General features: G+C 59.8%; 21 protein-coding genes. 15 read left to right on the forward strand and 6 right to left on the reverse strand.

What is annotated here, in order from left to right; translation table 11 throughout:
- Positions 1–20 precede the first annotated feature (20 nt).
- Genes ugpA through RWJ89_RS02780 form a run of 6 tightly spaced genes read left to right on the forward strand, consistent with a single transcriptional unit; the run spans position 21 to position 5,255 of the window.
- A complete protein-coding gene (gene ugpA / locus RWJ89_RS02755) occupies positions 21–905 on the forward strand; it encodes a sn-glycerol-3-phosphate ABC transporter permease UgpA (RefSeq protein ID WP_077976976.1) in 885 nt (294 codons plus the stop codon).
- 12 nt (positions 906–917) lie between these two features.
- Positions 918–1,766, forward strand: coding sequence for a sn-glycerol-3-phosphate ABC transporter permease UgpE (ugpE, locus tag RWJ89_RS02760; RefSeq protein ID WP_025397277.1), 849 nt, complete (start codon positions 918–920; stop codon positions 1,764–1,766).
- A gap of 1 nt (position 1,767) precedes the next feature.
- Entirely contained in the window at positions 1,768–2,814 is a 1,047-nt protein-coding gene (locus tag RWJ89_RS02765; RefSeq protein WP_077976977.1) for a sn-glycerol-3-phosphate import ATP-binding protein UgpC, read from the forward strand.
- Positions 2,815–2,868: 54 nt separating this feature from the next.
- Positions 2,869–3,618 carry a glycerophosphoryl diester phosphodiesterase gene (locus RWJ89_RS02770; RefSeq protein ID WP_077976978.1) on the forward strand — a complete coding sequence of 250 codons (750 nt, stop codon included), beginning with the start codon at positions 2,869–2,871 and terminating at the stop codon, positions 3,616–3,618.
- Between the two features lie 9 nt (positions 3,619–3,627).
- Positions 3,628–4,413, forward strand: a complete 786-nt coding sequence (locus RWJ89_RS02775) for a DeoR/GlpR family DNA-binding transcription regulator (RefSeq protein ID WP_077976979.1) — start codon at positions 3,628–3,630, stop codon at positions 4,411–4,413.
- On the forward strand, positions 4,410–5,255 hold the full coding sequence (locus RWJ89_RS02780; protein ID WP_077976980.1) for an HAD-IIB family hydrolase: 846 nt from the start codon (positions 4,410–4,412) through the stop codon (positions 5,253–5,255). The genes RWJ89_RS02775 and RWJ89_RS02780 overlap by 4 nt, the downstream gene beginning before the upstream one ends.
- On the opposite strand, the gene RWJ89_RS02785 is transcribed toward RWJ89_RS02780, so the two are convergent.
- From RWJ89_RS02785 to RWJ89_RS02795, 3 genes are all read right to left on the reverse strand, one after another.
- Positions 5,213–6,058 (reverse strand): carbohydrate ABC transporter permease, encoded by an 846-nt coding sequence (locus RWJ89_RS02785; protein ID WP_003550150.1) that lies wholly within the window; start codon positions 6,056–6,058, stop codon positions 5,213–5,215. The two genes, RWJ89_RS02780 and RWJ89_RS02785, sit on opposite strands and share 43 nt — an antisense overlap.
- A 3-nt stretch (positions 6,059–6,061) precedes the next feature.
- The gene (locus RWJ89_RS02790) at positions 6,062–7,000 is read right to left on the reverse strand and encodes a carbohydrate ABC transporter permease (RefSeq protein WP_077976982.1); all 939 of its coding nucleotides are present in this window, start codon (positions 6,998–7,000) and stop codon (positions 6,062–6,064) included.
- Between the two features lie 88 nt (positions 7,001–7,088).
- Positions 7,089–8,336, reverse strand: coding sequence for an ABC transporter substrate-binding protein (locus tag RWJ89_RS02795; protein ID WP_077976983.1), 1,248 nt, complete (start codon positions 8,334–8,336; stop codon positions 7,089–7,091).
- A 578-nt stretch (positions 8,337–8,914) separates the two neighbouring features.
- On the opposite strand from RWJ89_RS02795, the gene RWJ89_RS02800 reads away from it, so the two are divergent.
- On the forward strand, positions 8,915–9,949 hold the full coding sequence (locus tag RWJ89_RS02800) for a LacI family DNA-binding transcriptional regulator (protein WP_025397284.1): 1,035 nt from the start codon (positions 8,915–8,917) through the stop codon (positions 9,947–9,949).
- A 15-nt stretch (positions 9,950–9,964) separates the two neighbouring features.
- Here RWJ89_RS02800 and RWJ89_RS02805 read toward each other — a convergent pair whose 3' ends face one another.
- Positions 9,965–10,900 carry an alpha/beta hydrolase gene (locus RWJ89_RS02805; protein WP_077976984.1) on the reverse strand — a complete coding sequence of 312 codons (936 nt, stop codon included), beginning with the start codon at positions 10,898–10,900 and terminating at the stop codon, positions 9,965–9,967.
- Entirely contained in the window at positions 10,897–12,045 is a 1,149-nt protein-coding gene (locus tag RWJ89_RS02810) for a Gfo/Idh/MocA family protein (RefSeq protein ID WP_168258573.1), read from the reverse strand. Before RWJ89_RS02810 ends, RWJ89_RS02805 begins: the two co-directional genes overlap by 4 nt.
- A 278-nt stretch (positions 12,046–12,323) precedes the next feature.
- Here RWJ89_RS02810 and RWJ89_RS02815 point away from each other — a divergent pair, with 278 nt between their 5' ends.
- Positions 12,324–13,142 carry a sugar phosphate isomerase/epimerase family protein gene (locus RWJ89_RS02815; protein ID WP_316030541.1) on the forward strand — a complete coding sequence of 273 codons (819 nt, stop codon included), beginning with the start codon at positions 12,324–12,326 and terminating at the stop codon, positions 13,140–13,142.
- A 92-nt stretch (positions 13,143–13,234) separates the two neighbouring features.
- On the opposite strand, the gene RWJ89_RS02820 is transcribed toward RWJ89_RS02815, so the two are convergent.
- Positions 13,235–13,996, reverse strand: a complete 762-nt coding sequence (locus RWJ89_RS02820) for a DeoR/GlpR family DNA-binding transcription regulator (protein WP_132611972.1) — start codon at positions 13,994–13,996, stop codon at positions 13,235–13,237.
- 243 nt (positions 13,997–14,239) lie between these two features.
- On the opposite strand from RWJ89_RS02820, the gene RWJ89_RS02825 reads away from it, so the two are divergent.
- The 7 genes from RWJ89_RS02825 (at position 14,240) to RWJ89_RS02855 (ending at position 21,037) form a co-directional block, all read left to right on the forward strand.
- A complete protein-coding gene (locus RWJ89_RS02825; protein WP_003562561.1) occupies positions 14,240–15,040 on the forward strand; it encodes a class I fructose-bisphosphate aldolase in 801 nt (266 codons plus the stop codon).
- A gap of 3 nt (positions 15,041–15,043) precedes the next feature.
- Positions 15,044–15,985 carry a PfkB family carbohydrate kinase gene (locus tag RWJ89_RS02830; RefSeq protein ID WP_316030542.1) on the forward strand — a complete coding sequence of 314 codons (942 nt, stop codon included), beginning with the start codon at positions 15,044–15,046 and terminating at the stop codon, positions 15,983–15,985.
- Between the two features lie 339 nt (positions 15,986–16,324).
- On the forward strand, positions 16,325–17,470 hold the full coding sequence (locus tag RWJ89_RS02835) for an ABC transporter ATP-binding protein (RefSeq protein ID WP_131641218.1): 1,146 nt from the start codon (positions 16,325–16,327) through the stop codon (positions 17,468–17,470).
- 133 nt (positions 17,471–17,603) lie between these two features.
- Positions 17,604–18,680, forward strand: coding sequence for a Gfo/Idh/MocA family protein (locus RWJ89_RS02840; RefSeq protein WP_131661103.1), 1,077 nt, complete (start codon positions 17,604–17,606; stop codon positions 18,678–18,680).
- Positions 18,680–19,525, forward strand: coding sequence for a sugar phosphate isomerase/epimerase family protein (locus RWJ89_RS02845; protein ID WP_131641216.1), 846 nt, complete (start codon positions 18,680–18,682; stop codon positions 19,523–19,525). The genes RWJ89_RS02840 and RWJ89_RS02845 overlap by 1 nt, the downstream gene beginning before the upstream one ends.
- The gene (locus RWJ89_RS02850) at positions 19,522–20,331 is read left to right on the forward strand and encodes an alpha/beta fold hydrolase (RefSeq protein ID WP_025397293.1); all 810 of its coding nucleotides are present in this window, start codon (positions 19,522–19,524) and stop codon (positions 20,329–20,331) included. Before RWJ89_RS02845 ends, RWJ89_RS02850 begins: the two co-directional genes overlap by 4 nt.
- Before the next feature lie 4 nt (positions 20,332–20,335).
- Positions 20,336–21,037, forward strand: coding sequence for a ribulose-phosphate 3-epimerase (locus RWJ89_RS02855; RefSeq protein WP_025397294.1), 702 nt, complete (start codon positions 20,336–20,338; stop codon positions 21,035–21,037).
- Positions 21,038–21,039 lie beyond the last annotated feature (2 nt).

The following is a 21,039-nucleotide window of genomic DNA, read 5'->3' on the forward strand; positions in this document are numbered from 1 at the left end:
ATCCGTCAGTGTGAGGCTCCATGCAAACCAAACGGACCGTATTTCCCAACAAGCTTTTGCCTTACCTGCTCATCGCACCCCAAATTTTCGTGACCGTGGTATTTTTCCTCTGGCCCGCGGCGACTGCATTCTGGCAATCTTTCCTGCGCCAGGATGCCTTCGGCTTCAAAACGAATTTCGTCTGGTTCGAAAACTATCGCCGGCTCTTTGCCGATCCGATCTACATCAATGCCTTCGGCCACACGCTCGTCTTCGCTATTCTCGTGACGGTCCTGTCGACGGCGATCGCGTTGCTCCTGGCTGCAGCGGCGATGCGCGTGTTGCGCAACTCTCGAATTTATTCGACCTTGCTCATCTGGCCCTATGCCGTCGCTCCCGCGATCGCTGGCATTCTTTGGTGGTTCATGTTCAATCCGTCGATCGGTATCGTCGCCTATATGTTGCGTACGATGGGGATCAACTGGAACCACCTAATCAATCCCGACCACGCCATGGTCCTGATCGTGATCGCGGCGACGTGGAAGCAGATATCATATAACTTCTTGTTCTTCTTGGCTGCGCTGCAATCCGTCCCGCGCTCGCTTCAGGAAGCCGGGGCCATCGACGGAGCCGGTCCAGTGAAGCGTTTTTGGACGATCGTGTTCCCGCTGATCTCGCCGACGACCTTCTATCTGATTGTCATCAACATCGTTTACGCGATGTTCGATACGTTCGGCATCATTCATGCGACCACCCAGGGCGGACCGGCGCGGGCAACCGAGATCCTTGTCTACAAGGTTTATTTCGATGGCTTCATCGGACTGAATTTGGGCTCGTCGGCGGCGCAGTCGGTCATTCTCATGGTGATCGTCATCGCTCTGACCGCGGTGCAATTCCGTTTCATCGAACGCCGCGTGCAATATTGAGGAAGCCCGAGGATGGTTGAAAATCGCCCTTTCCTGAATTTCCTGGCGCACCTTGTCCTCATCATTGGCGTCACGATCGTCGTATTTCCGGTCTATGTGGCTTTCATCGCATCGAGCCACGGCCCAAATGACTTCCTGTCTGGCGTCGTGCCGCTGACACCGGGAAGCCATATCATCGAGAACTATTCGACGATGCTGTCGTCGGGAATGACAAGCTCCGGGGCGCCGCCGATCGGGCCGATGCTGATCAACTCGCTGATCATGGCTGTTGGCGTCGCCGTCGGAAAGATCGCTATTTCGATCCTTTCGGCCTTTGCCATCGTCTATTTCCGGTTTCCGTTCCGGACCCTGGCGTTCTGGATGATCTTCATCACGCTGATGCTGCCGGTGGAGGTGCGCATCGTGCCGACCTATAAAGTCGTCGCCGACCTTGGAATGCTGAACAATTATGGCGGCCTCATCATTCCGCTAATCGCATCGGCAACGGCAACCTTCCTGTTTCGCCAGTTCTTTCTGACTGTCCCCGACGAACTCATGGAGGCTGCCCGTGTCGATGGGGCAGGGCCGATGAAGTTCTTCCGCGATATCCTGCTGCCGCTGTCGATCACCAACATCGCCGCGTTGTTCATCATCCTGTTTGTGCTCGGCTGGAACCAGTATCTGTGGCCGCTCATCATAACGACCGACCAGAGCTTCTATACCGTTGTGATGGGAATCCAGCGCATGGCAGCGGTTGCCGATGCCGAGCCGCGCTGGAACCTTGTGATGGCAGCCGTCATTCTGGCTGCCCTACCACCCGTCCTCGTCATCGTCGCCATGCAACGCCTTTTCGTCAAAGGCCTGGTCGAAACGGAGAAGTGAAATGGCAACGATCAACATCATTGACGTCAAGAAGAATTATGGTGCCGTTCCGGCGGTCAAGGGTATCAACCTGTCTGTTGCAGACGGCGAACTCATCGTCCTCGTCGGCCCCTCCGGCTGTGGCAAATCAACCCTGCTTCGCATGATTGCCGGGTTGGAAACCATCAGCGAGGGTCATGTCGAGATTGCCGGCCGCAATGTCAACAAGGCAGAACCGGCCGACCGCGATATCGCCATGGTCTTTCAAAATTACGCGCTTTATCCGCATATGACCGTACGCGGAAATCTCGAATATGGTTTGAAAAATCGCGGCACCGAACGGGCGGAAATCAACCGCCGCGTGGCGGAGGCGGCCGAGATCCTCGAAATCGGGCCGATGTTGGATCGTAAACCTCGCGAACTCTCCGGCGGGCAGCGCCAGCGTGTTGCGATGGGGCGCGCCATCGTTCGTGAGCCGGCCGCCTTCCTTTTCGATGAGCCTTTGTCCAATCTCGATGCCAAATTGCGGGTGCAGATGCGCGTTGAAATACGCCGGCTGCAACGGCGCCTGAAGACCACCAGCATTTACGTCACCCATGACCAGCTTGAAGCGATGACGCTGGCAGACCGGCTGGTCGTGATGAACGGAGGACTTGTCGAACAGGTCGGCACGCCCGTGGCGGTCTACGATCGCCCGGCGAGCCTGTTTGTTGCCAGTTTCATCGGCTCGCCGCCTATGAATCTCGTGCCGATCGACGTCCTCAGGGCAGCCGACAGCGCAAGTGCCCTGGCATTGCCCGCCGGCACCGACATGGTCGGCCTTCGTCCGGACGCGTTGCTCGTCACCAAGCCGGCAGAGCCTTCCGTTCGTCTCAATGCGACGGTCGAATTGCTCGAGCCAATCGGGGGAGAAAGCCATCTGCATGTGCGATTGCGCGGAAGCCAGCAGACGGTCGTCCTGACCGTGCCGGGTCGTCCGGATTTTGCCGAGAATACAAATATCGACGTCTTTGCACGTGTCGGGGCGATGCACCCTTTCAACAGCGATACCGGAAAACGCACAGATTGACTCCGGTTTTTAATTCTTCATCCCACCCCAGATGACGACGAAAGAGATGAGACGATGACGACTGTAGAGCCGCGAACCGGCCCGAGACGCAGCGAGGTTCAGGCGCATCGAGGCGCCTCTGCCATTGCGCCCGAGAATACCATTGCCGCTTTCCGGGCGGCTGCAGAACAAGGCGCGGAATGGGTCGAACTCGATGTTGCACTTCTTGCCGATGGTACCCCGGTTGTCATCCACGACGTCTCCATCGATCGCTGTTCGTCGTCGAAGGGAAATCTTGCCGACCTCACCGCGTCGGATCTCGACGCCATCGACGCCGGCTCGTGGTTCAGCCCGAAATTCAAAGGCGAACCACTGCCGACGCTGGCTCGCGTTGTTTCCGCGCTGGGCGAACTCGGCCTCAACGCCAATGTCGAGATCAAACAGCATGCCCATCACAAGTCACTCGACCAGCTGGTCAAAGTCGTTGATCAACATCTGAAGGCGCGGGCGGCGCAAACCAAGATCATGATCTCGAGCTTTGATGCCGCTGCGCTGAAGGGAATGCACGAGCTTGATCCAAGCTACGAACTCGCCATGCTGTGGAGCAAGTTGCCTGCGGATTGGACCGATATCCTTCGGTCGATTCCCGCAAAGACCATCCATCTTGACTACAAGGCTCTGAGTATCGGGTTTATCGAAGAGGCCGTGCGTCGCGGCATCTCGGTGCGGGCGTGGACCTGCAATGATCCCAGACGGCTCGCATCGTTCTGGGATGTGGGTTTGACCGGCGTGATAACAGACGACCCCAGTGTCTACCTCACCTAAGGAGCGGCGATGGGGCAGCGGATCATATCGAGCCGGCAACGTGAGATCCTCGCGCTGATCGAGACCGAAGGTGTTCAGTACATCGAGGAGCTGGCACGCCGGTACGATCTGACGACGCAGACGATCCGTCGCGATATCAATGCATTATGCGATCTCGGGCACGCACGCCGCTTCCACGGCGGCGTTGATCTGCCGGTCGAAGGCAGCAACATCTCGCTCAATGCGCGCGCCCAGCTCAATCGGCGCGCCAAGCGGCTAATCGCCAAGCGCGTCGCCGCCGACATCGGGACAGACGCGACAGTGTTTCTCGGGATCGGCAGCACGGTTCGCTTCGTTGCCGAGGCGCTGCGTGATCACCAGGGGCTGACGGTGATCACCAACAACATCCACGTCGCCTTGAGCCTTTGCGACGCGCCGAGCGTCGAGGTCCATTTGACGGGCGGTCTTTTGCGTCACGATGACCGCGACGTGGTCGGCACGGATGTGATCAGGTTCGTCGAAAAATTCTATGCGACTTACGCAATTGTCGGCGCAGGCGCTTTGAGCCCGCTTAACGGACTGATGGACTTCAGCTACAGCGAAGCCCAAATCACCAATGCCCTGCTGGAGAATTCACAAACGCAGATCCTGGCCGCGGACGTCAGCAAGTGGACGCGCAACGCGGCCGTGCGTGTTGCGCCATTCAGCAAACTCACCCGTTTCTACACCGATCGGCTACCTGGCGACGCGGCCGCCACCAATGCTCTGGCCGAGAGCAGCTTGGACGTGGTCACATGCAGCGAGGATATGACATGAGCTATGTAGACCTGGCGCCATCAGCTCGTGAATTGCGGGATGTGCGCTATCTGTTCACCGACATCGACGATACGCTGACTACCGAAGGCAAGTTACTGCCGCGAACCTACGAAGCTCTCTGGGATCTCAGCCGGGCGGGCATTGCCGTCGTGCCGGTCACGGGCGGCTCCGCCGGTTGGTGCGAACATATCGTTCGTGCCTGGCCGGTGGCCGCGGTCATCGGCGAAAGTGGCGCATATTGCGTCACCCGTCGGGGCGGCGAAGTCGTCTTCGACTATTGGGAGGACGCCACCCTGCAGGCTGAGCGCCAACGCCGGCACCTGCAGGCGATCAAGGGAGTGATATCGCAAAAGAGCAGGGCGTTCAGAATTGCCCACGACCAGGTCTTCCGGCTGGCGGATGTCGCAATCGACATTCAAGGGCATGATCCCCAGGACGTCGACGATCTGGCATCCAGCATAAGAGCCATGGACGGAACGGTCGCGATCAGCTCCATCCACATCAACACGTGGCTCGGCGAATACAACAAGCGTTCGATGAGCGAGCGTGTTTTAACCGAGATGTTTGGTGTCGATCCCGATGAAACGGCCGCTGTGACCGCCTTCGTCGGCGACTCTCGAAACGATGCGCCGATGTTCGGCTTTATTCGCAACTCCTTCGGGGTCAACAATATCATCCCGGTTCTTTCACAATTGCAATACGCGCCGAAATGGGTCTCCTCGCAGCCCGCCGGCCTTGGCTTTGCCGACATTGCCCAAACGATCTTGGACGCGGCTGGCGCAGGTTCTGAGACGTCTCGTCAGCTTTTGACCGAGCCGGCGGTCATGCCTGCCAGGAAGTAGCGTTGGGCAACCAGGTAAAGGACCAGAAGGGGAAGCGAACCAAGCACGCTCATCGCCATCATCTCGTTCCATTCGAAGGCGTGCTGGCCCATCAGAAGCTGGATGCCGATCGGAACCGTCCGAAGGTCCATCGATTTCGTCAGCGTCAGCGCAAAGAGGAATTCGTTCCAGGCCAGCAGGAAGGTGTAGACCGCGGTGGCGACGATCCCGGGGATGGAAACGGGAACGATGACGCGCCAAAGCGCCGTCCAGCTTGAGCCGCCGTCGACAAGGACGGCCTCGTCCAGCTCTTTCGGCAGGGTGTTGAGATAGCCTGTCATCAGCAAGACGGCGTAAGGCAGAGTGAAGACCATGTAGGTGAGGATCAGCGCCAGATAGGTATCGAAGATCCTGAAGGCGACCACCATTCCGAAATAGGGGATGAGAAGGGTGATCGGCGGAACGGTCTGGGTGCTGATGATGAAGATGTTCAAGGTGTTCTTGAACCGGAACTGATAGCGGCTGAAGCCGTAGGCGGTTACGATCGCGACAACCAGGGTCAGGGCGGTGACGACGCCGGCGACGAAGTAACTGTTGATGAAGAACCGCACTTTCACTGGATCGTTGAAGATCGTCAGATAGGCGGCCACCGTAAAATCATCGGGCAACAGCCGCGGCGGAAGGGCGAAGATTTCCGTATTCGATTTCAGCGAACTGAAAAACATCCACACGATCGGAAAGGCCGAAAAGACGAGGCCGATCGCCAGGCCGAGATAGGTCAGGATGGTCGGCAATACCGAGCTCTTGAAGGAACGCTTTGCCATGGATCACCTGCGCTGCTGGTGTTTAATGTAGAAGTAGGTGACGCTCATCGAGATGATGAGGATGATCATTGCGCTCGCCGAAGCCAGCGAGAATTCGTACTGGGAAAAGGCGAGCTTGTAGGTGAAGGTGGAGAGCACTTCCGTCGAATAGATCGGGCCGCCGCCCGTCGTCATCCATACGAGTGGAAAAACCTGCATCGTCCAGATGAAATCCAGGAGCGCGATGCTGATGATGATCGGCATCAGCTGCGGAATGGTGATGTACCAGAACTTTTGGAGTTCGTTCGCACCATCGATGCCGGCTGCCTCGTAAAGCTCCTTCGAAATACCCTGGAGGCCGGCGAGCAGGCTGACCATGTAGAGCGGATAGCCTGCCCAGATGTTTGCGAAGGTCAAAGCGTGGATGGCGGTGCGCGTCGAGGAGAACCACTCGACCTTGAAGTTGATGATATGGAGCGCCATCAGCACGCTGTTGACGACGCCGTTCGGGTCGAGCAGCAGGCGCCAGATGATGGCGATGATGACGGCCGTGAACAGCCAGGGCAGGATGAAGAGCACGCGCAGGATGCTGCGAATGAGCGGATCGACGCGGTTGGTGTTCAACAGCAGCGCGAAGGCCAGGCCGATGATGAAGTGGAAGATGACGCTCATGATCGTGAAATAAAGCGTCTGCACGACCGACTGCCAGAAGACCGGATTCTCAAAGATGGTCATATAATTCTGGAGGCCCGCGAAGGCAGCGTCCTTTTTCATGATGGCGCCGTCCATCAGTGAATACTTGAGGACCATCACCATAGGAAACAGCATCAGCAGGACAAGCAGCAGGGTCGCCGGCGAAACGTAGAAATACGGCACCAGCTTCCTCAGGGTGCTGTAACGAAGCCATCCTTTTCTTCGCGCTTTGGCTTGCGCAGCGACCAGAGCCGTAGCCGAATGGTTCATGAGCTGTGACTTTCTATTCTGCCGAAATTTGACGACTTGCACCGGCAGCGCCTGGTTGCGCTGCCGGTGATCCGTGAAAGCGACGTGCTTAGAACTTCGCCAGCCAAGCCTTCTCGGTATTGGCAGCTGCCTCCTTGGCTGACTGCCCGCCGTCGAACATCTTCTGAACTTCGACGTTCATGTCGCGCATCAGCTCTTCGGCAACCGGAAGGCCGACGAATTCGTTCGCAGGATAACCGCTCTGGAAGATTTTGAAGGCTTCCGAGAAGATCGGGTCCGAGGCCACGAAGTCCGGCTTTGCATGGACGTTGCCGGGGAAGGCGTTGGCAATCGAGACGAGACGGCCGTTGACGTCAGGGCTCATCAGATATTCGACGAGCTTCCAGGCTTCTTCCTTGTGCTGGCTGCCCTCGCTTATGCCGATACCCCAGGATGCGTAGGGCATGCCGCGCTTGCCGGTGTAGCCGTCAATGGCCGGCAAGGCGGAGATGCCGAAATTGAGCTTCGGATTGCGCTCGCGGATGAGGTTCACATGGGCGAGGGAGTCGACCATCATGCCGACGCGGCCGTTGACGAATTCCTCGACCTTGTCCTGTTCCTTCTTGGCAAAAATGCCAGGAGAAATAACGCCTTCCTTGTTGAGCGAAGCGATATAGTCGAGAGTGCCGACGACGGCTTCATTTTCGAGGTCAGGCTTGCCGTCCTTCAGCATCGAGGCGCCGGAGGCCCAGACCCAGGACATGACGTCGTTCTGGATTCCGCTCGGAGACTGCAGCGATAGCGGCAGGACCCAGCCGTACTGGTTCTTCGAGGCGTCGGTCATTTTCTTCGCGGCTTCGGCAAATTCCGTGCGCGTGGCCGGCAGCTTGTCGACGCCGGCGGCCTTGGCGATATCCAGGTTCACGAAGACCGGGTAGACGAAGGATGCCAGCGGGAACATCACGCTCTTGCCATCGATCTTAACGATATCGGTGATCTGGCTCTTGTCGTATTTCGCCTGCTCCATCAGCTCGTCCATGGAGGCGATCGCGCCCTGCTTGGAGAGCCCGTTTACCCAGGCACCATCCAGGCCCACCACGTCGCTCAGCGTTCCGGAGGCTGCGCCGACGACGATCTGGTCACGCGTTGTGGCATAGGGACCGCTGACCAGCGTCACCTTGATGCCGGGGTTTTTGGCTTCGAAATCGTTCATGATGCCGCGCAGAGCGCCCGACGGCATTTCGGGTTCCCACCATTGAATGAACTCGATGGTGGTGTCGGCAAACGCCGATGTGGCGCAGAGCGCCCATACCGCCACGGCAGCCCGCATCGTCACGCCGAATTTTCTGATATTCATCTGTGCCTCCCAAAGATTTGTCAGTTAATCGATCCTCCTCAAGACCGTAGGCAAAGTAGGTTCCCTGAAGCCTCCATCTGTCAATGAAGAACTGCGATCAGGAAAAGATGGGAGGCCGGCATTGACAGTGCGCGTTACGTTAAATCATTGATAAGAAATCATAAAATTGATTGACATCATCAGTGTTTTTCTGCAGCATTTGTATTGCTTGTGACGCATTTTTTCTTTACTTTCGTAAACAAATGAAAGTTTACCCAACAAAGTGAAAAGCGTGGCACCCGGCTTCTTCACTGCAAATTTTCGAATTTTGGGTGCTGAAACAAACGCCTTTTGCAACCCCGCGGCGCAGACCGCACAAGTCGCAAATGAAGGGAATATTTCGATTTTCGAAAGGGAGGGCGGAACCTGCGCAAAAAATGACGGATCACGCCGGTCTATGCGTTGATTTTCGACGATCCGGAAAGCGAAGATCACCCTGTACAAATTGCCCTATGCGTGGTTTGGCGCGTCAGCGGAATTGCCGTTGACGCGAAATCATTTCGATCCGGAGCGTCGTGGCATCGCCAACAAGGAATTGAATGGCCAAGAAAAGTTATAAATCGATGGACGATTTCGCGAGCGCCTCCGGCGTATCGCGTCCGACCTTGTCGAAATATTTCGATGATCCCTCGCAGATCAAGGAGGTGACCCGCAAGCGTATCGAGGCGGCTCTCAAGAAGTCGCATTTCGAGCCGAACCTTTTCGCGCGGCATCTCAATCGCAAGCGGACCAGGAATATCGGCATTCTGGTCCCGACCATGTCGGATCCCTTTTATGTGCAGGTCGTGTCGCTGATCGAGCTGGAGTTGCGGGAAAAGGGATTCTGGCCTGTCCAGATTTCGTCGCACACGCGGCCGGAGCTGGAGGCGGAGGCCGTTCGGACTTTGCTCTCGCTGAAGGTGGCGGGTGCGATCGTGGCGCCGCTCGGAGCCGGTTCTCGCCGTTCCGCGCTGGAAAGGCTGAGGGATGCCATCCCCGTCGTCTGCTTCGACAATCCTGCCGACGCCGACCTTCCTTATGTCGGCAACGACAACGCGCAAAGCATGGCAGCGATTGTGCAATATCTCTGCCGGTCCGGTGAGCCGCCGATCTTCCTGGAAATTCCGCATATGACCGAAAATGCCGGCGAGCGGCAGGCGGGCTACCGCGCGACCATGGCGAGGGAAGGGCATTCCCCGCTCGTCATCGATTGCGACGTGCCGCCTTCCTGGGAATTCGAGCGTCTCGGATACGAGCAGATGCAGAGAATTCTTGCCAATGGCGGTCTTCCGGGCAAAACGCTGCTATGCGCCAACGACCGCTTTGCTTTCGGCGCGATGGCAGCCGCATTCGCGTCGGGACTGAAAATCGGCCGGAACGACGCTTGCGACGTGCGCATCGCCGGGCACGACGACCACCCGCTAAGCCGATATACCTGTCCGTCGCTGACGACGATGGCCCAGAACGCGCCCGAGATCGCCGCGAAATCCGTGGAGCTTTTGCTGGCGCATATCGAAAGTGAGGATGATGGAACGACCCCTGTGACGAACAAGGTAATCCTCGAGGCAACGCTGGTTATGCGCGAGTCGGCTTGATGCCGTGTTTTCGCGTCAACGGGCAAGCGCTGGGTCCATGGCGCGCCATCCCGTTGCGATGGCTTCCAGAGCCTCTTGCCCCTCCGGAATGGCCCGCCTCTTCGAGACGAAGCCATGGATCTGTCCGGGCCAGGTCCGGGTCGTTGCCTTCGCCTCGGTGCTGAGCCGCTCGGCATAAGCGGCCCCTTCGTCGAACAGCACGTCATGTCCGGCAAGGATCAGAAGGGCCGGCGCCACGCCCGCCAGCGACGCTACGCTCAACGGCGAGGCTCGCCAGTCCGACCGGCTTGCGGCGTCCGGCAGGTAGTGGTCTCGGAACCATTTCATCGCGGCTGCCGTCAGGCCGAAACCCTCTTCGTAACGTGAGTAGCTGTCGGTCGTCTGCAACTGGTCGGTCACCGGATAGATCAGCACCTGTCCAATGACAGGCGGCACCTGTCTGTCCCGCGCCAGCAGGGCGACGACGGCGGCCAGATTGCCGCCCGCGCTATCGCCGGCGACGACAACCCGCAAGGGATCGATGCCGAGCGCATCGGCCTGCTCCGTCATCCAGACGAGTGCGGCGGCGCAGTCGTCGATGGCAGCAGGAAAGGGATGCTCCGGGGCGAGGCGATAGTCGGGCGAAACCACGACGGCGCCTGCCATATTGGCGAGCGTCCGGCAGATATCCTCATGAGTTTCCGGCGCGCCGATCACAAAACCGCCGCCATGGAGATAAAGCAAGGCCGGCGCGCCCTGGCGCGGCGCAGCGCGGCCGCGCCATATCTTCAACCTGATTGCGCCTGCATGCCTTTCCAGGGTCTCGACCACGTGTTCGAGCGGCCGTTGAATGTCTGCGAAACTATCCAGATATTGCTGCCGCGCCAGCGCCGGCGTGCAGTTTTCGACCGGGGTCTGCGGATCGCCAGGCCATGCAAGCGCGCGTTTGGCGGATTCGTCCAATTGTGTCATTTGAGCAAACTCCTCGCTTCGTCTTCCCGCAATTCTCTCGGCTGCGCGACAGTACCCGAAATGGTCTGCGCGATACCGGTTTCGCCGGCACGCAGGATCGCTTCCATGACTTCGAGCACGTGCAGCGCCAGATCGCCCGAAGCGCGCGGCTTACGGCCTTCGACGATTGCGCGTGCGAGATCGGCGAGGCCAAGCATGCGATAGTTGGCGCGATCCGGCGCTGCGATCGGCCAGTTGACGGCACCGAAGAGTTCGCCTGATGTATCCGTTTCCTGCCAGGGCGCGCCGCGGCTGGAGAGCGCGACGGAGCCGCCGAAATTGTCGGGGTCGGGCAGGCGCAGCGAGCCTTCGGTTCCGTGGAGTTCGATGGGATGGTTGGAATGGCGGAATACGTCCCACGAGGTGCCGAAGGTGACGGTAGCACCGCACTCGAATTCCAGTAGCGACAGCACGCTGGTCGGCGTGCCGACCGTGAACGTTGTGCCCTGCTTCGGTCCCTCCGCCGTGATGAGCCGCTCTTCCTGCCCGCTTGTGGCGACGGCCTGCACACGGCGGATTGGCCCCATCAGATTGACCATCGTCGTAAGATAGTAGGGGCCCATATCCATCAGCGGGCCTGCGCCGGCCTGGTAATAAAAGCTGGGATCCGGATGCCAGTGCTCCATGCCGCGCCCCATCATGAAGGCTGTCCCGGTCACCGGCTTGCCGATGGCGCCGGCTTCCATCTGCCGCCGGGCATGGCGTCCGGCCGCGCCGAGGAACGTGTCTGGCGCCGAGCCAAGCATGAGGCCCTTCGCCGCGGCCGCATCCACCAAGCTGCGTCCTTCGGCGGCCGTGATGCCGAGCGGCTTCTCCGTGAAGACATGCTTGCCCGCCGACAGAGCCCGCATCGAAACGTCAAAATGCGCAGCCGGGATCGTCAGATTGAGGACGAGGTCGATGCTGTTGTCGTCAATGAGGCTATCGACGTCAGTCGCGCGCAGATTGAACTCCGCCGCGCGGCGCTTGACGGCCTCTGCGTTGAGATCTGCACAGGCGATGATTTCGACGCCGCAAAACAGCGGCGCGTTGCGCATGTAGGCGAGCGAAATATTGCCGCATCCCACAACGCCGATCCTGAGTTTCATACCATTGGTCTGTGCCATCTAAGAACCTGATTTTGCCGTTGCGGCGCGGAGAGTGGAGGATGTCAGTGTTTTAGGCGCAAGCAATAAATTATATTGACGCACGATAACATTTGACCGTACGTAATGACAAGACGCTGGGAGGCGTCGCAATCTCCGATGAGGAGCCTGCCGTCCCAGTTTCGGCCGCCTCTCCCGCGGAAGGGGCTTTCGGCAAGGCCGGCGAAGCTTCCGAGGATTGCGTGCGCGCTGCCGGCTTCGGTATCGGCTGTCGTCAACGGATGGGTCAGGACCAAGATATGAATAATGCTGAGCTGCAGATCGGCTGCCAGACATTCACCTGGGAGATGCTGGGGACAGATTGGGGCGGCGGGCCGGACGATCTGGTGCGCGCCATTGCCGATGGCGGATATGCCGGTATCGAAATCACCGACACGATGATCGGTCACTACGCGCTCAAGCCTGCCGACTTTGCCCGCGCCCTGACGGATGCCGGCTTGGCGCTGGTTTCCTTTGCCTTCGGCTCCGCCAGTGGCTTCACGGTGGCGGAAAAGATCGCCTCCGATCTCGACGCGGCGCGGCGATGGATCGATTTCGCGGCGAGTTTTCCCGGTGCGTTGGTATCGATGGGATCGGCGACGGTTGTCTCGGATGGTCCACGCTATGAGAAATTCGCCATTGCGGCCGAGTGCTACAATCGTGCGACCGAGATCGGACAGTCGGCTGGCGTCACTGTAGCTGTCCATCCTTCCTCGCACCACAACACGCTGCTTTTTACGCGGAAGGACTATGATCAGCTGTTTGCTCTGTTGGATCCACAAGTGGGTTGGGTGCCGGATACCGGCCATATCCTGCGTGGCGGCCAGCAGATCGGCGATACGCTGGCGGCCCACCGGGACCGGACCCGCTACGTGCATCTGAAGGATGTCGACGCCGGCGGGATCTGGGCGATGTTGGGCGAAGGCGTCTGCGACGTGCCTGCCGTGATTTCGGCCGTTCGGGATGCGCCGAACTTTATCGGCTGGATCGTGGTGGAAGAAGAGTCGGACCATGCCGCAACCGATCCTGCAGCCGCCGTTCGCGCGAACCGCGAGACGCTTCGACGTCTCGGGTTTTAGCCCATCTCGTATTCCGTGGCGTCGGCCAAAGTTATCCGTCGACACCAAAGCCTCTCCTGTCTCTCTTGTAAATGGGAGAGGTGCACTGCAGGTCACGCGTAGCGAACCTCCACGCCCAGCTTGTCGAGCCTGTGGCGAATGCTGTGCGGCATGTTGCTGTCGGTGATGATAAGGTCGACGCGCGACAGCGAGAAGGCTTTGGAGGAAGCGCCGATGTCAAATTTGCTCGAATCCGCCACGAGGACGACACGCCGGGCCATGCGAACCAGGTTGCGCTTGGTCCGCGCCACGTCCTCAGAAACATCGACGACGTCAAACGCCTGATCGATCGCGTGGGCGCCGACAAAGGCCTGGTGGGCGACGAGGCCGCCGACCGCCCTGTCGGAATCTTGTACGATCGTGCTCACGGTGCTGGGAAATACGCGGCCGCCGATCATGTGTACGTCCAGCCCTGGCCGGTACATCAGATGCTGGGCGATGTTCATCGCCGTTGTCGCAACCACGACGTTGTTGACCGCTGGCATCTGCATGGCCACTTGTAGCAGCGTCGAACCGCTGTCGAAGACGATCGACTGGTTATCGATGATCTGTCGCGCAGCCATCTGGGCGATGCGTCGCTTCGCATCGAAATTGCGCTGCATGCGTTCCTCGAAGGCCGCTGCCGGCGAGTCGGACGGCAGGGCGATTGCCCCGCCATGGGTTTTGATCAGCTGTTTCTTGGCGTCCATGATTTCGAGGTCGGAGCGGATCGTCACTTCCGAGACTTCGAAGAATTCCGCCAGCTGACGGGTGCGTGCCTGACCGACCCGTTGAAGTTCCAGCATGATCTGCTGCCGCCTCTGTTCTGCAAGCATGTGTGATCCCGACCGCTGTTATTTGCAACAATGCGACTTTTGAAAAACGAAAGTGCGTCATCTCATCCCACGTCTATTTCTGCAGAAATAGCCGTTCGATGGCAGAAATGCACGTCTAAAATTCAGCATTCATGTAAAAACGAAAGAAATCGAAATATTGAATGTTTGTTTGTTTTCGAGTTAGGGTTTCGCCAGCATCGGCGCCAGCAATCGCAAAGGCTCCATCACAAAGGAAGCATCACCATGGGTCTCGGAACCAAAATCCGCCTCGCACGCCTGTTCTCGAACCCATCGGGTCATCTGTTCGGAGGCGCCGTCGATCATTTTGTCGGTTATGGCAATGTGCGTGAGGGAGGGCTTGCCGACCTGCCGGGTGCGCTGAGACGCGTCATGGCGGGAGGCCCCGACTATATCAGCATCCAGCCTGGCGCGGCGCGCCACCTCTGGTCGGAATATGCCGGAAAGGCAGCGCTGGTCATTCAGGGCGGTTGCTTCACCGCCGACGACCGTATTCGCCAGCTCATTGCGACCCCGGAGGACGCGGTGCGTTATGGTGCGGACGCTCTGGCTGTCGCCATTCCCGTGCGCGGCGCCACCGAAGGAGAGTATATCCGCTGGCTCACCGATACGGTCAACGCCGCTGCCCGCTTCGAGATGCCGGTCGTTGCCCACGTTTATCCCCGCGATTTCTCCGACGGCGGCAAGATCGTGTTCACCCCGGATGAAATCGCTTACGCCGTGCGCATCGGCTTCGAGGCCGGCGTCGACGTGATCAAGGTCGGCTACACCGGCGATTTCGAGTCCTTCCGCGAGACCGTTGCGACTTGCCCGATTCCGGTCGTGATCGCTGGCGGCCCGAAGACCGATACGCTGCTTGGGGCGCTCGTCCAGACCTCGGAGGCACTGCGCGCTGGGGCCAAAGGCGCGGTCGTCGGTCGCAACCTCTGGGGTCACGGCGATACGACCATGGCCGCACGCGCCTTCAAATTCGTCATTCATAAGGGGATGACGCCGGAGGATGCGCTGGCGGCGGCCGGTGCCTGAGACGTGTCGCGCCCTTTCCAGGTTCTGGGCTTCGGCGCCCTGGCAATCGATGACATCATTTATGTCGATCGGGGGCTGACGGCCGGCAAAGGGAAGGTGACGAAACGTGCCACGGACCATGGCGGCAACGTGGCGACGGCCCTTGTTGCCGTCGCCCGGCTCGGCGGGCGTGCCGGCTTCATCGGCTGGCTCGGCGATGAGACAACGGCCGACGTGGCGGGCAGCGAGCTCGAACGGGACGGCGTCGACATATCGCTGGCTCCCCGCCACGCGGATGCCGCGCCGATCCGCTCGGTGATCACGGTCGGTCCCGACGGCGACCGGTTCATCGCTTATGACGATGAAGTGCTGCACGGCACGTCGGATGCGCTGCCGGACGATGTTCTGATGCAGGCCCCGGTCCTGCTGATCGACGGTTATGCCACGCACTCGGAAAGTGTCGTGGCGCGCGCACGCGCCTTGGGCCTGGCCGTGATTGCCGATATCGAATGGACGATCGGTGCCGCGACCGACCGGATCCTGGCTTTCGCTGACCATCTGGTGCTGCCGCTCGCCTTTGCGCAGGAGTACACCGGCGAGGGTGATCCCGCGATGATCCTGGACAAGCTCTGGTCCGCGGATCGGTCCGCGGTTGTCCTCACCGATGGCGAACGAGGGGCTTATCTCCGCCAGAAAGGTGATGCCATCCGATGGCATGTGCCGGCCTATCAGGTTCAGGCGGTCGACACGACCGGCGCCGGTGATTGTTTTCACGGTGCCTACGCTCTCGCCGTCGCTAGGGGTAAGAGCCCGCTTGATTGCGCTGCCTATGCCACGGCGGCGGCCGCCATCTCGGTGACCGCACGGGGAGGGCGCAGAGGCCTGCCAGATCACCAGACGTGCATGGCATGGATGGCGGCGGAGAATGCGCCCGCGCCGCTCCCGGTTTCCGGATGTCAAGAATGAGCGCGGGCGGCGATGGGTGCTGGCTCCGGTCGACCGCCCCAACAGAGCCTCACGGGTCACGTGTTATTGAATCGCACTGAGCGATCTCTCAACGGCTGCAACTTCAACCATAAAAGTTACGCGCGGCAAAAAATATAATTCCGCATTTAATTTTTAATTTCTCTCAAATTATTTATATTTTTCAAATAGATATTGGAAACGGTTGGTGATCTGCGGCGAACTATCCTCGATTCTTTGGTTGACTTTGAAGCTCAGGCCTGAGCTTTCTTGTCGAAAGGATCGGAGACGGCGCGAGCGCCGTCTGAAGATATGATCCGAACTGGTACGGGAGGACGAGACGTGGCTGTGGTTGTACTCGACAAGATCTGCAAGACCTATGGAAACAGCTACCATGCGATCAAGGATCTGAGCCTGACGATCCATGATGGCGAGTTTCTGATTCTGGTCGGGCCGTCCGGATGCGGAAAATCGACCGCTCTGCGGATGATTGCCGGGCTCGAGGAAATCAGCAGCGGAACATTGAGCATTGGCGGTCAGGACGTCGTGGATCTCGCGCCCAAGGACCGGGACATTGCCATGGTCTTTCAGAGCTATGCGCTTTATCCGCACATGACCGTCTTCGACAACATCGCCTTTTCGATGAAGCTGGCCGGAAAGAACAAGGCCGAACGCACCAAGCGCGTGCACGAGATCGCCAAGATCCTGCAGCTGGAGTCCCTGCTGGGCAACAAGCCCGCACAGCTTTCCGGCGGCCAGCGCCAGCGTGTTGCGATGGGCCGCGCCATGGTCCGCGAGCCTGCGGCATTCCTCATGGACGAACCGCTCTCGAACCTCGATGCGAAGCTGCGTGTTCAGATGCGGGCAGAGATCGCAAGCCTGCAGAGACAGCTGGGCGTGACGACGATCTACGTGACCCATGACCAGACCGAAGCGCTGACCATGGGCGATCGAGTCGCGGTGCTGAAGGGCGGTGTCCTTCAGCAGGTGGATACGCCCAAGGCTCTGTATCACCGCCCGGTCAATGCGTTTGTGGCGGGCTTTATCGGTTCGCCATCGATGAACCTTTTCGAAGGGCGTCTGGCGAGCGGACGGATCCATCTGCCGGGCTTCTCCATTCCTTTGTCCGGCAGCGCCTTCGAGCGTGCTCCCGGTCTATCGGCTTTCGAGGGAAAGGACGTGATCTTTGGGGTCAGGCCGGAGGACCTCTACGACAGCCGGTTGCCGTCTGGAGCCTCCCATCCGACGATCCCGGTTGTCGTGAAATCGATCGAGGAGCTCGGCTCCGAGTTGATCGTGCATTTGAAGATCGACGCGGTCCGGATCGACTCGGGCGACCCCGATGCCGTCGAAGACCTGAGCGGGGCCGCCAACGCCGTCGCGCGGTTCGAAGCGGTCAGCGCGGTCGAGGCGGGCCAATCGATCGATCTGGCCATCGACCCGGCGAAACTTCACTTTTTCAATCCTCAAACACATATGGCGCTGTGACGTGACGAGGGAGAGCCGACACGCCGGTGGCGGTCCGGCCAGAAGACGTCGGCGACGTTCGATGTCTTGAAAGCATTCCATCCGACGCCGAAACCAGCATTCATCTTCAATATCCGATCCAAAGGGCTTATCGATGCCAGCAAAACAGGAACGACGTCTCCGCATCGGCGTATTGGGAGCGGGCCAGATTGCCCAGGCCGCGCACTTCGAGAGCTGCACGAAGGCAGCCAATGCCGACCTCTATGCGATTTGCGACGTCGCCGAGGATCTCCGCGAACGCATGGCTATCACCCACGGGGCGGAAAAGACCTATGGCGATTACGATCAGATGCTGGCCGATCCCGACCTCGATGCCGTGGTCATTGCGACCGCCGATGCCTTTCACGTCCCGGCTTCCCTTCGCGCCCTTCAGGCGGGCAAACATGTGCTGTGCGAAAAACCGGTCGGCGTCACCATCGAGGAATGCCTTGAGCTGAAGGCCGCAGTCGACAAGTCGGGAAAGGTGTTTCAGGTCGGGCACATGAAGCGTTTCGACGCGGGGCTCCAAGCTGCCAAATCCTTCATCCGCGATGAAATGGGCGAGATGGTCGCTCTCAAAGCATGGTATTGCGACAGCACGCACCGCTATCCGATGACCGATGCGGTCCAGCCTCTGATCGTCACCAGCGCCAATGCGAAGAAACCCTCCACCAATCCGAAGGCCGACCTGCGGCGCTACTATATGCTTGCGCACGGTTGCCATCTGATCGACACGGCACGTTATTTCGCCGGCGACATCGTTTCCGTCAACGCTCGTCTGTCAGAGCGAGCCGGTATCTGGTGCTGGTTCGTGGACGTGGAATTTGCCTCCGGCACGCTCGGCCATCTCGATCTCACCGTCCAGGTGCGCATGGACTGGCACGAAGGCTTTCAGATCTACGGCAAGAACGGCAGCATTTTGGGCAAGACCTATAACCCATGGTACTACAAGACCAGCGAGGTGGACATTTTCCGGGAAGCGGACGGCGCCACCCATCGCGTCCTCGGTGCCGACGGCCATTTCTATCGCCGTCAGGTCGAAGGCTTCGCCCGCACCATTCTGGATGGTGCCATGATGGAAGGCGCCGACATCGATGATGGTCTGGCATCCGTCCGGGCCATGGTCGCGGTTGCGCGCTCCGTCGAAAGCGGCAAGGCGGTTGCGCTGTCCGACGTCACGGGTGGCGTGTGATGAAGCTCGGCATCTTCGCAAAGACCTTCGAGGGAACGGAACCCTTGACCGTTCTGAATGCGGTCGCCGCAGCCGGGTTCACCTGCGCACAATATAATATGGCCTGCTCAGGCCTTGCGCCGATGCCGGAGATCATCACGGAAGCCCAGGCCGGCTCGGTCGCCGAAGCGGCGCGCGAAAGCGGCGTCGAGATCGTTGCCGTTTCGGGCACCTTCAACATGATCCATCCGGATCCCGCCGTTCGCGAGGCCGGCCTTCGCAGACTGGCAACGCTGGCCGAACGCTGCGCCGGCATGTCGACGGCTCTGATCACGCTTTGCACCGGCACACGCGACCCCATCGACCAGTGGAAGGCGCATGCCGACAACGACACGCCGGAGGCCTGGCGGGATCTCCTCGACGCCATGGGGGCGGCCATCGAGATCGCCGAGCGTTACGATGTCGATCTCGGCATCGAGCCCGAGCTTGCCAATGTCGTCAACTCGGCTGAGAAAGCTTACCGGCTGATCGCGGCACTGAAGAGCCCCCGCATCAAGATCGTACTCGATCCGGCCAATCTCTTCGAGGTCGCGACACTCGATGAGCAGCGGAGCATTGTGTCTTCCGCCATCGACCTTCTGGCCGATCGGATCGTCATGGCGCATGCGAAAGATCGCAACCCGGACGGTAGTTTCGCGACCGCCGGCAAGGGCGTGCTCGACTACGCGCATTATCTCGGCCGTCTCAAGGCGATCGGCTTCGAGGGCAGTCTCGTCACGCATGGCCTTTCGGCTTCGGAGGCGGCCGGTGCGGCGAGTTTCCTGAAGAGCAGTCTCGGCGGCGAAGCTGCGGGGGCAGGAACATGAGACGCGCGCAACCGTTCGAAACCAGCGACGGCACCATTCTCAATGTCGATATGGCGGGCGAGGGCGCGTCCGTCATATTCCAGCACGGCCTATGCGGCGACGCGACGCAGACCGATGAGGTCTTTCCGCTCGAAGCGGGTTTTCGCCGGGTTACCATCGAAGCGCGCGGCCACGGCCATTCCCAAGCCGGCAATCCGGAGCGCCTGTCGATCGCGACCTTCTGCGATGATATCGCCGCCTATGTCGAAAAAAACCTTACGCCGCCGATCGTGATCGGCGGCATCTCGATGGGTGCGGCGATCGCCTTGCGTCTCGCGGTCAAGCGCCCCGATCTTGTCAAGGCTCTGATCATCGCAAGGCCGGCCTGGCTGACGGCATCCGCGCCGGAGAATATGGCATCCAACGCCGAAGTCGGGCATCTTTTGAAAACTCTCCCGCCGGATGAGGCAAAGACCGCATTCCTCGCCGGGCCGGTTGGCGTGCGGCTCGCCGCCGAGGCACCGGACAATCTGGCCTCGCTTGCCGGCTTTTTCTCCCGCACGCCTTTGGATGTGACCGCCGAACTGCTCACCCGGATTTCCAATGATGGTCCCGATGTGACCGACGAGGAGGTCGGCAATCTCACTGTGCCGACGCTCATCATCGGCCATGATCGGGACAGCATTCATCCTCTCAGCCATGCGCGTGCTCTGGCCGAGCGGATTGCCGGCGCGCGTTTGGTGCACATCACATCGAAGACCGAGAGCCGTCCGCAATACGTCGCCGACTTCCGGCTTGCCATGGGCAATTTTCTGAAGGAGCTCTGAAACAATGACGACCCCCTCCAAGTCCTGGATCGCCGATCTTCCGAAGGATCGTCTGATTGCCGAATTCTCCGTCTGGTCCGCCGATCTCGTGCATCTGGCAGATGATCTCGCGCGTGTCGATCCTCACGTCGACGTCCTCCACATCGATGTCGCCGATGGCCATTTCGCCCCGGCAATGTTGTTTTTCCCTGATCTTGTTGCCGGTGTGCGCAAAGTGTCCGCGCGCCCAATCCATGTTCACCTGATGGTCGCCGACAGCATCCTCCTGTCGCAGATCGAGCAGTTCGCCGATGCGGGCAGCGATCTGATCAGTCTTCATGTTGAAAACGAAAGTGTCGCCGCCGAGGCTCTCGATCTTCTCGATCGCCGCGGCGTGGCCGCCGGCATGGTGCTGAAGGTCGATACCCCTGTCGAACGCGTCGAGAAATACGCTTCCCGGCTGCGCTTTGTGACGCTGCTCGGTACCGCGATCGGCGTGAAGGGCCAGGGCCTCGACGAGAAGGCCGGAGCGCGGCTTCAGCAGGCAAAGCAGATCATCGCCGGCTGCGGTGCGGCTCATCGGATCGTGCTGGCCGCCGACGGCGGTATTCGCGAACACACCGTGCCTCTTCTGCGCCAGTCGGGTGCGGAAACGGTGGTCCTCGGTTCCCTGGCTTTCAATGCGCCGTCGCTCGACGAGCGGATGGCATGGGTGCGCGCACTCTAACT

Origin of the sequence: Rhizobium sp. 10PS4, assembly GCF_032464805.1 — a bacterium.
GTDB classification, from domain to species: domain Bacteria; phylum Pseudomonadota; class Alphaproteobacteria; order Rhizobiales; family Rhizobiaceae; genus Rhizobium; species Rhizobium laguerreae.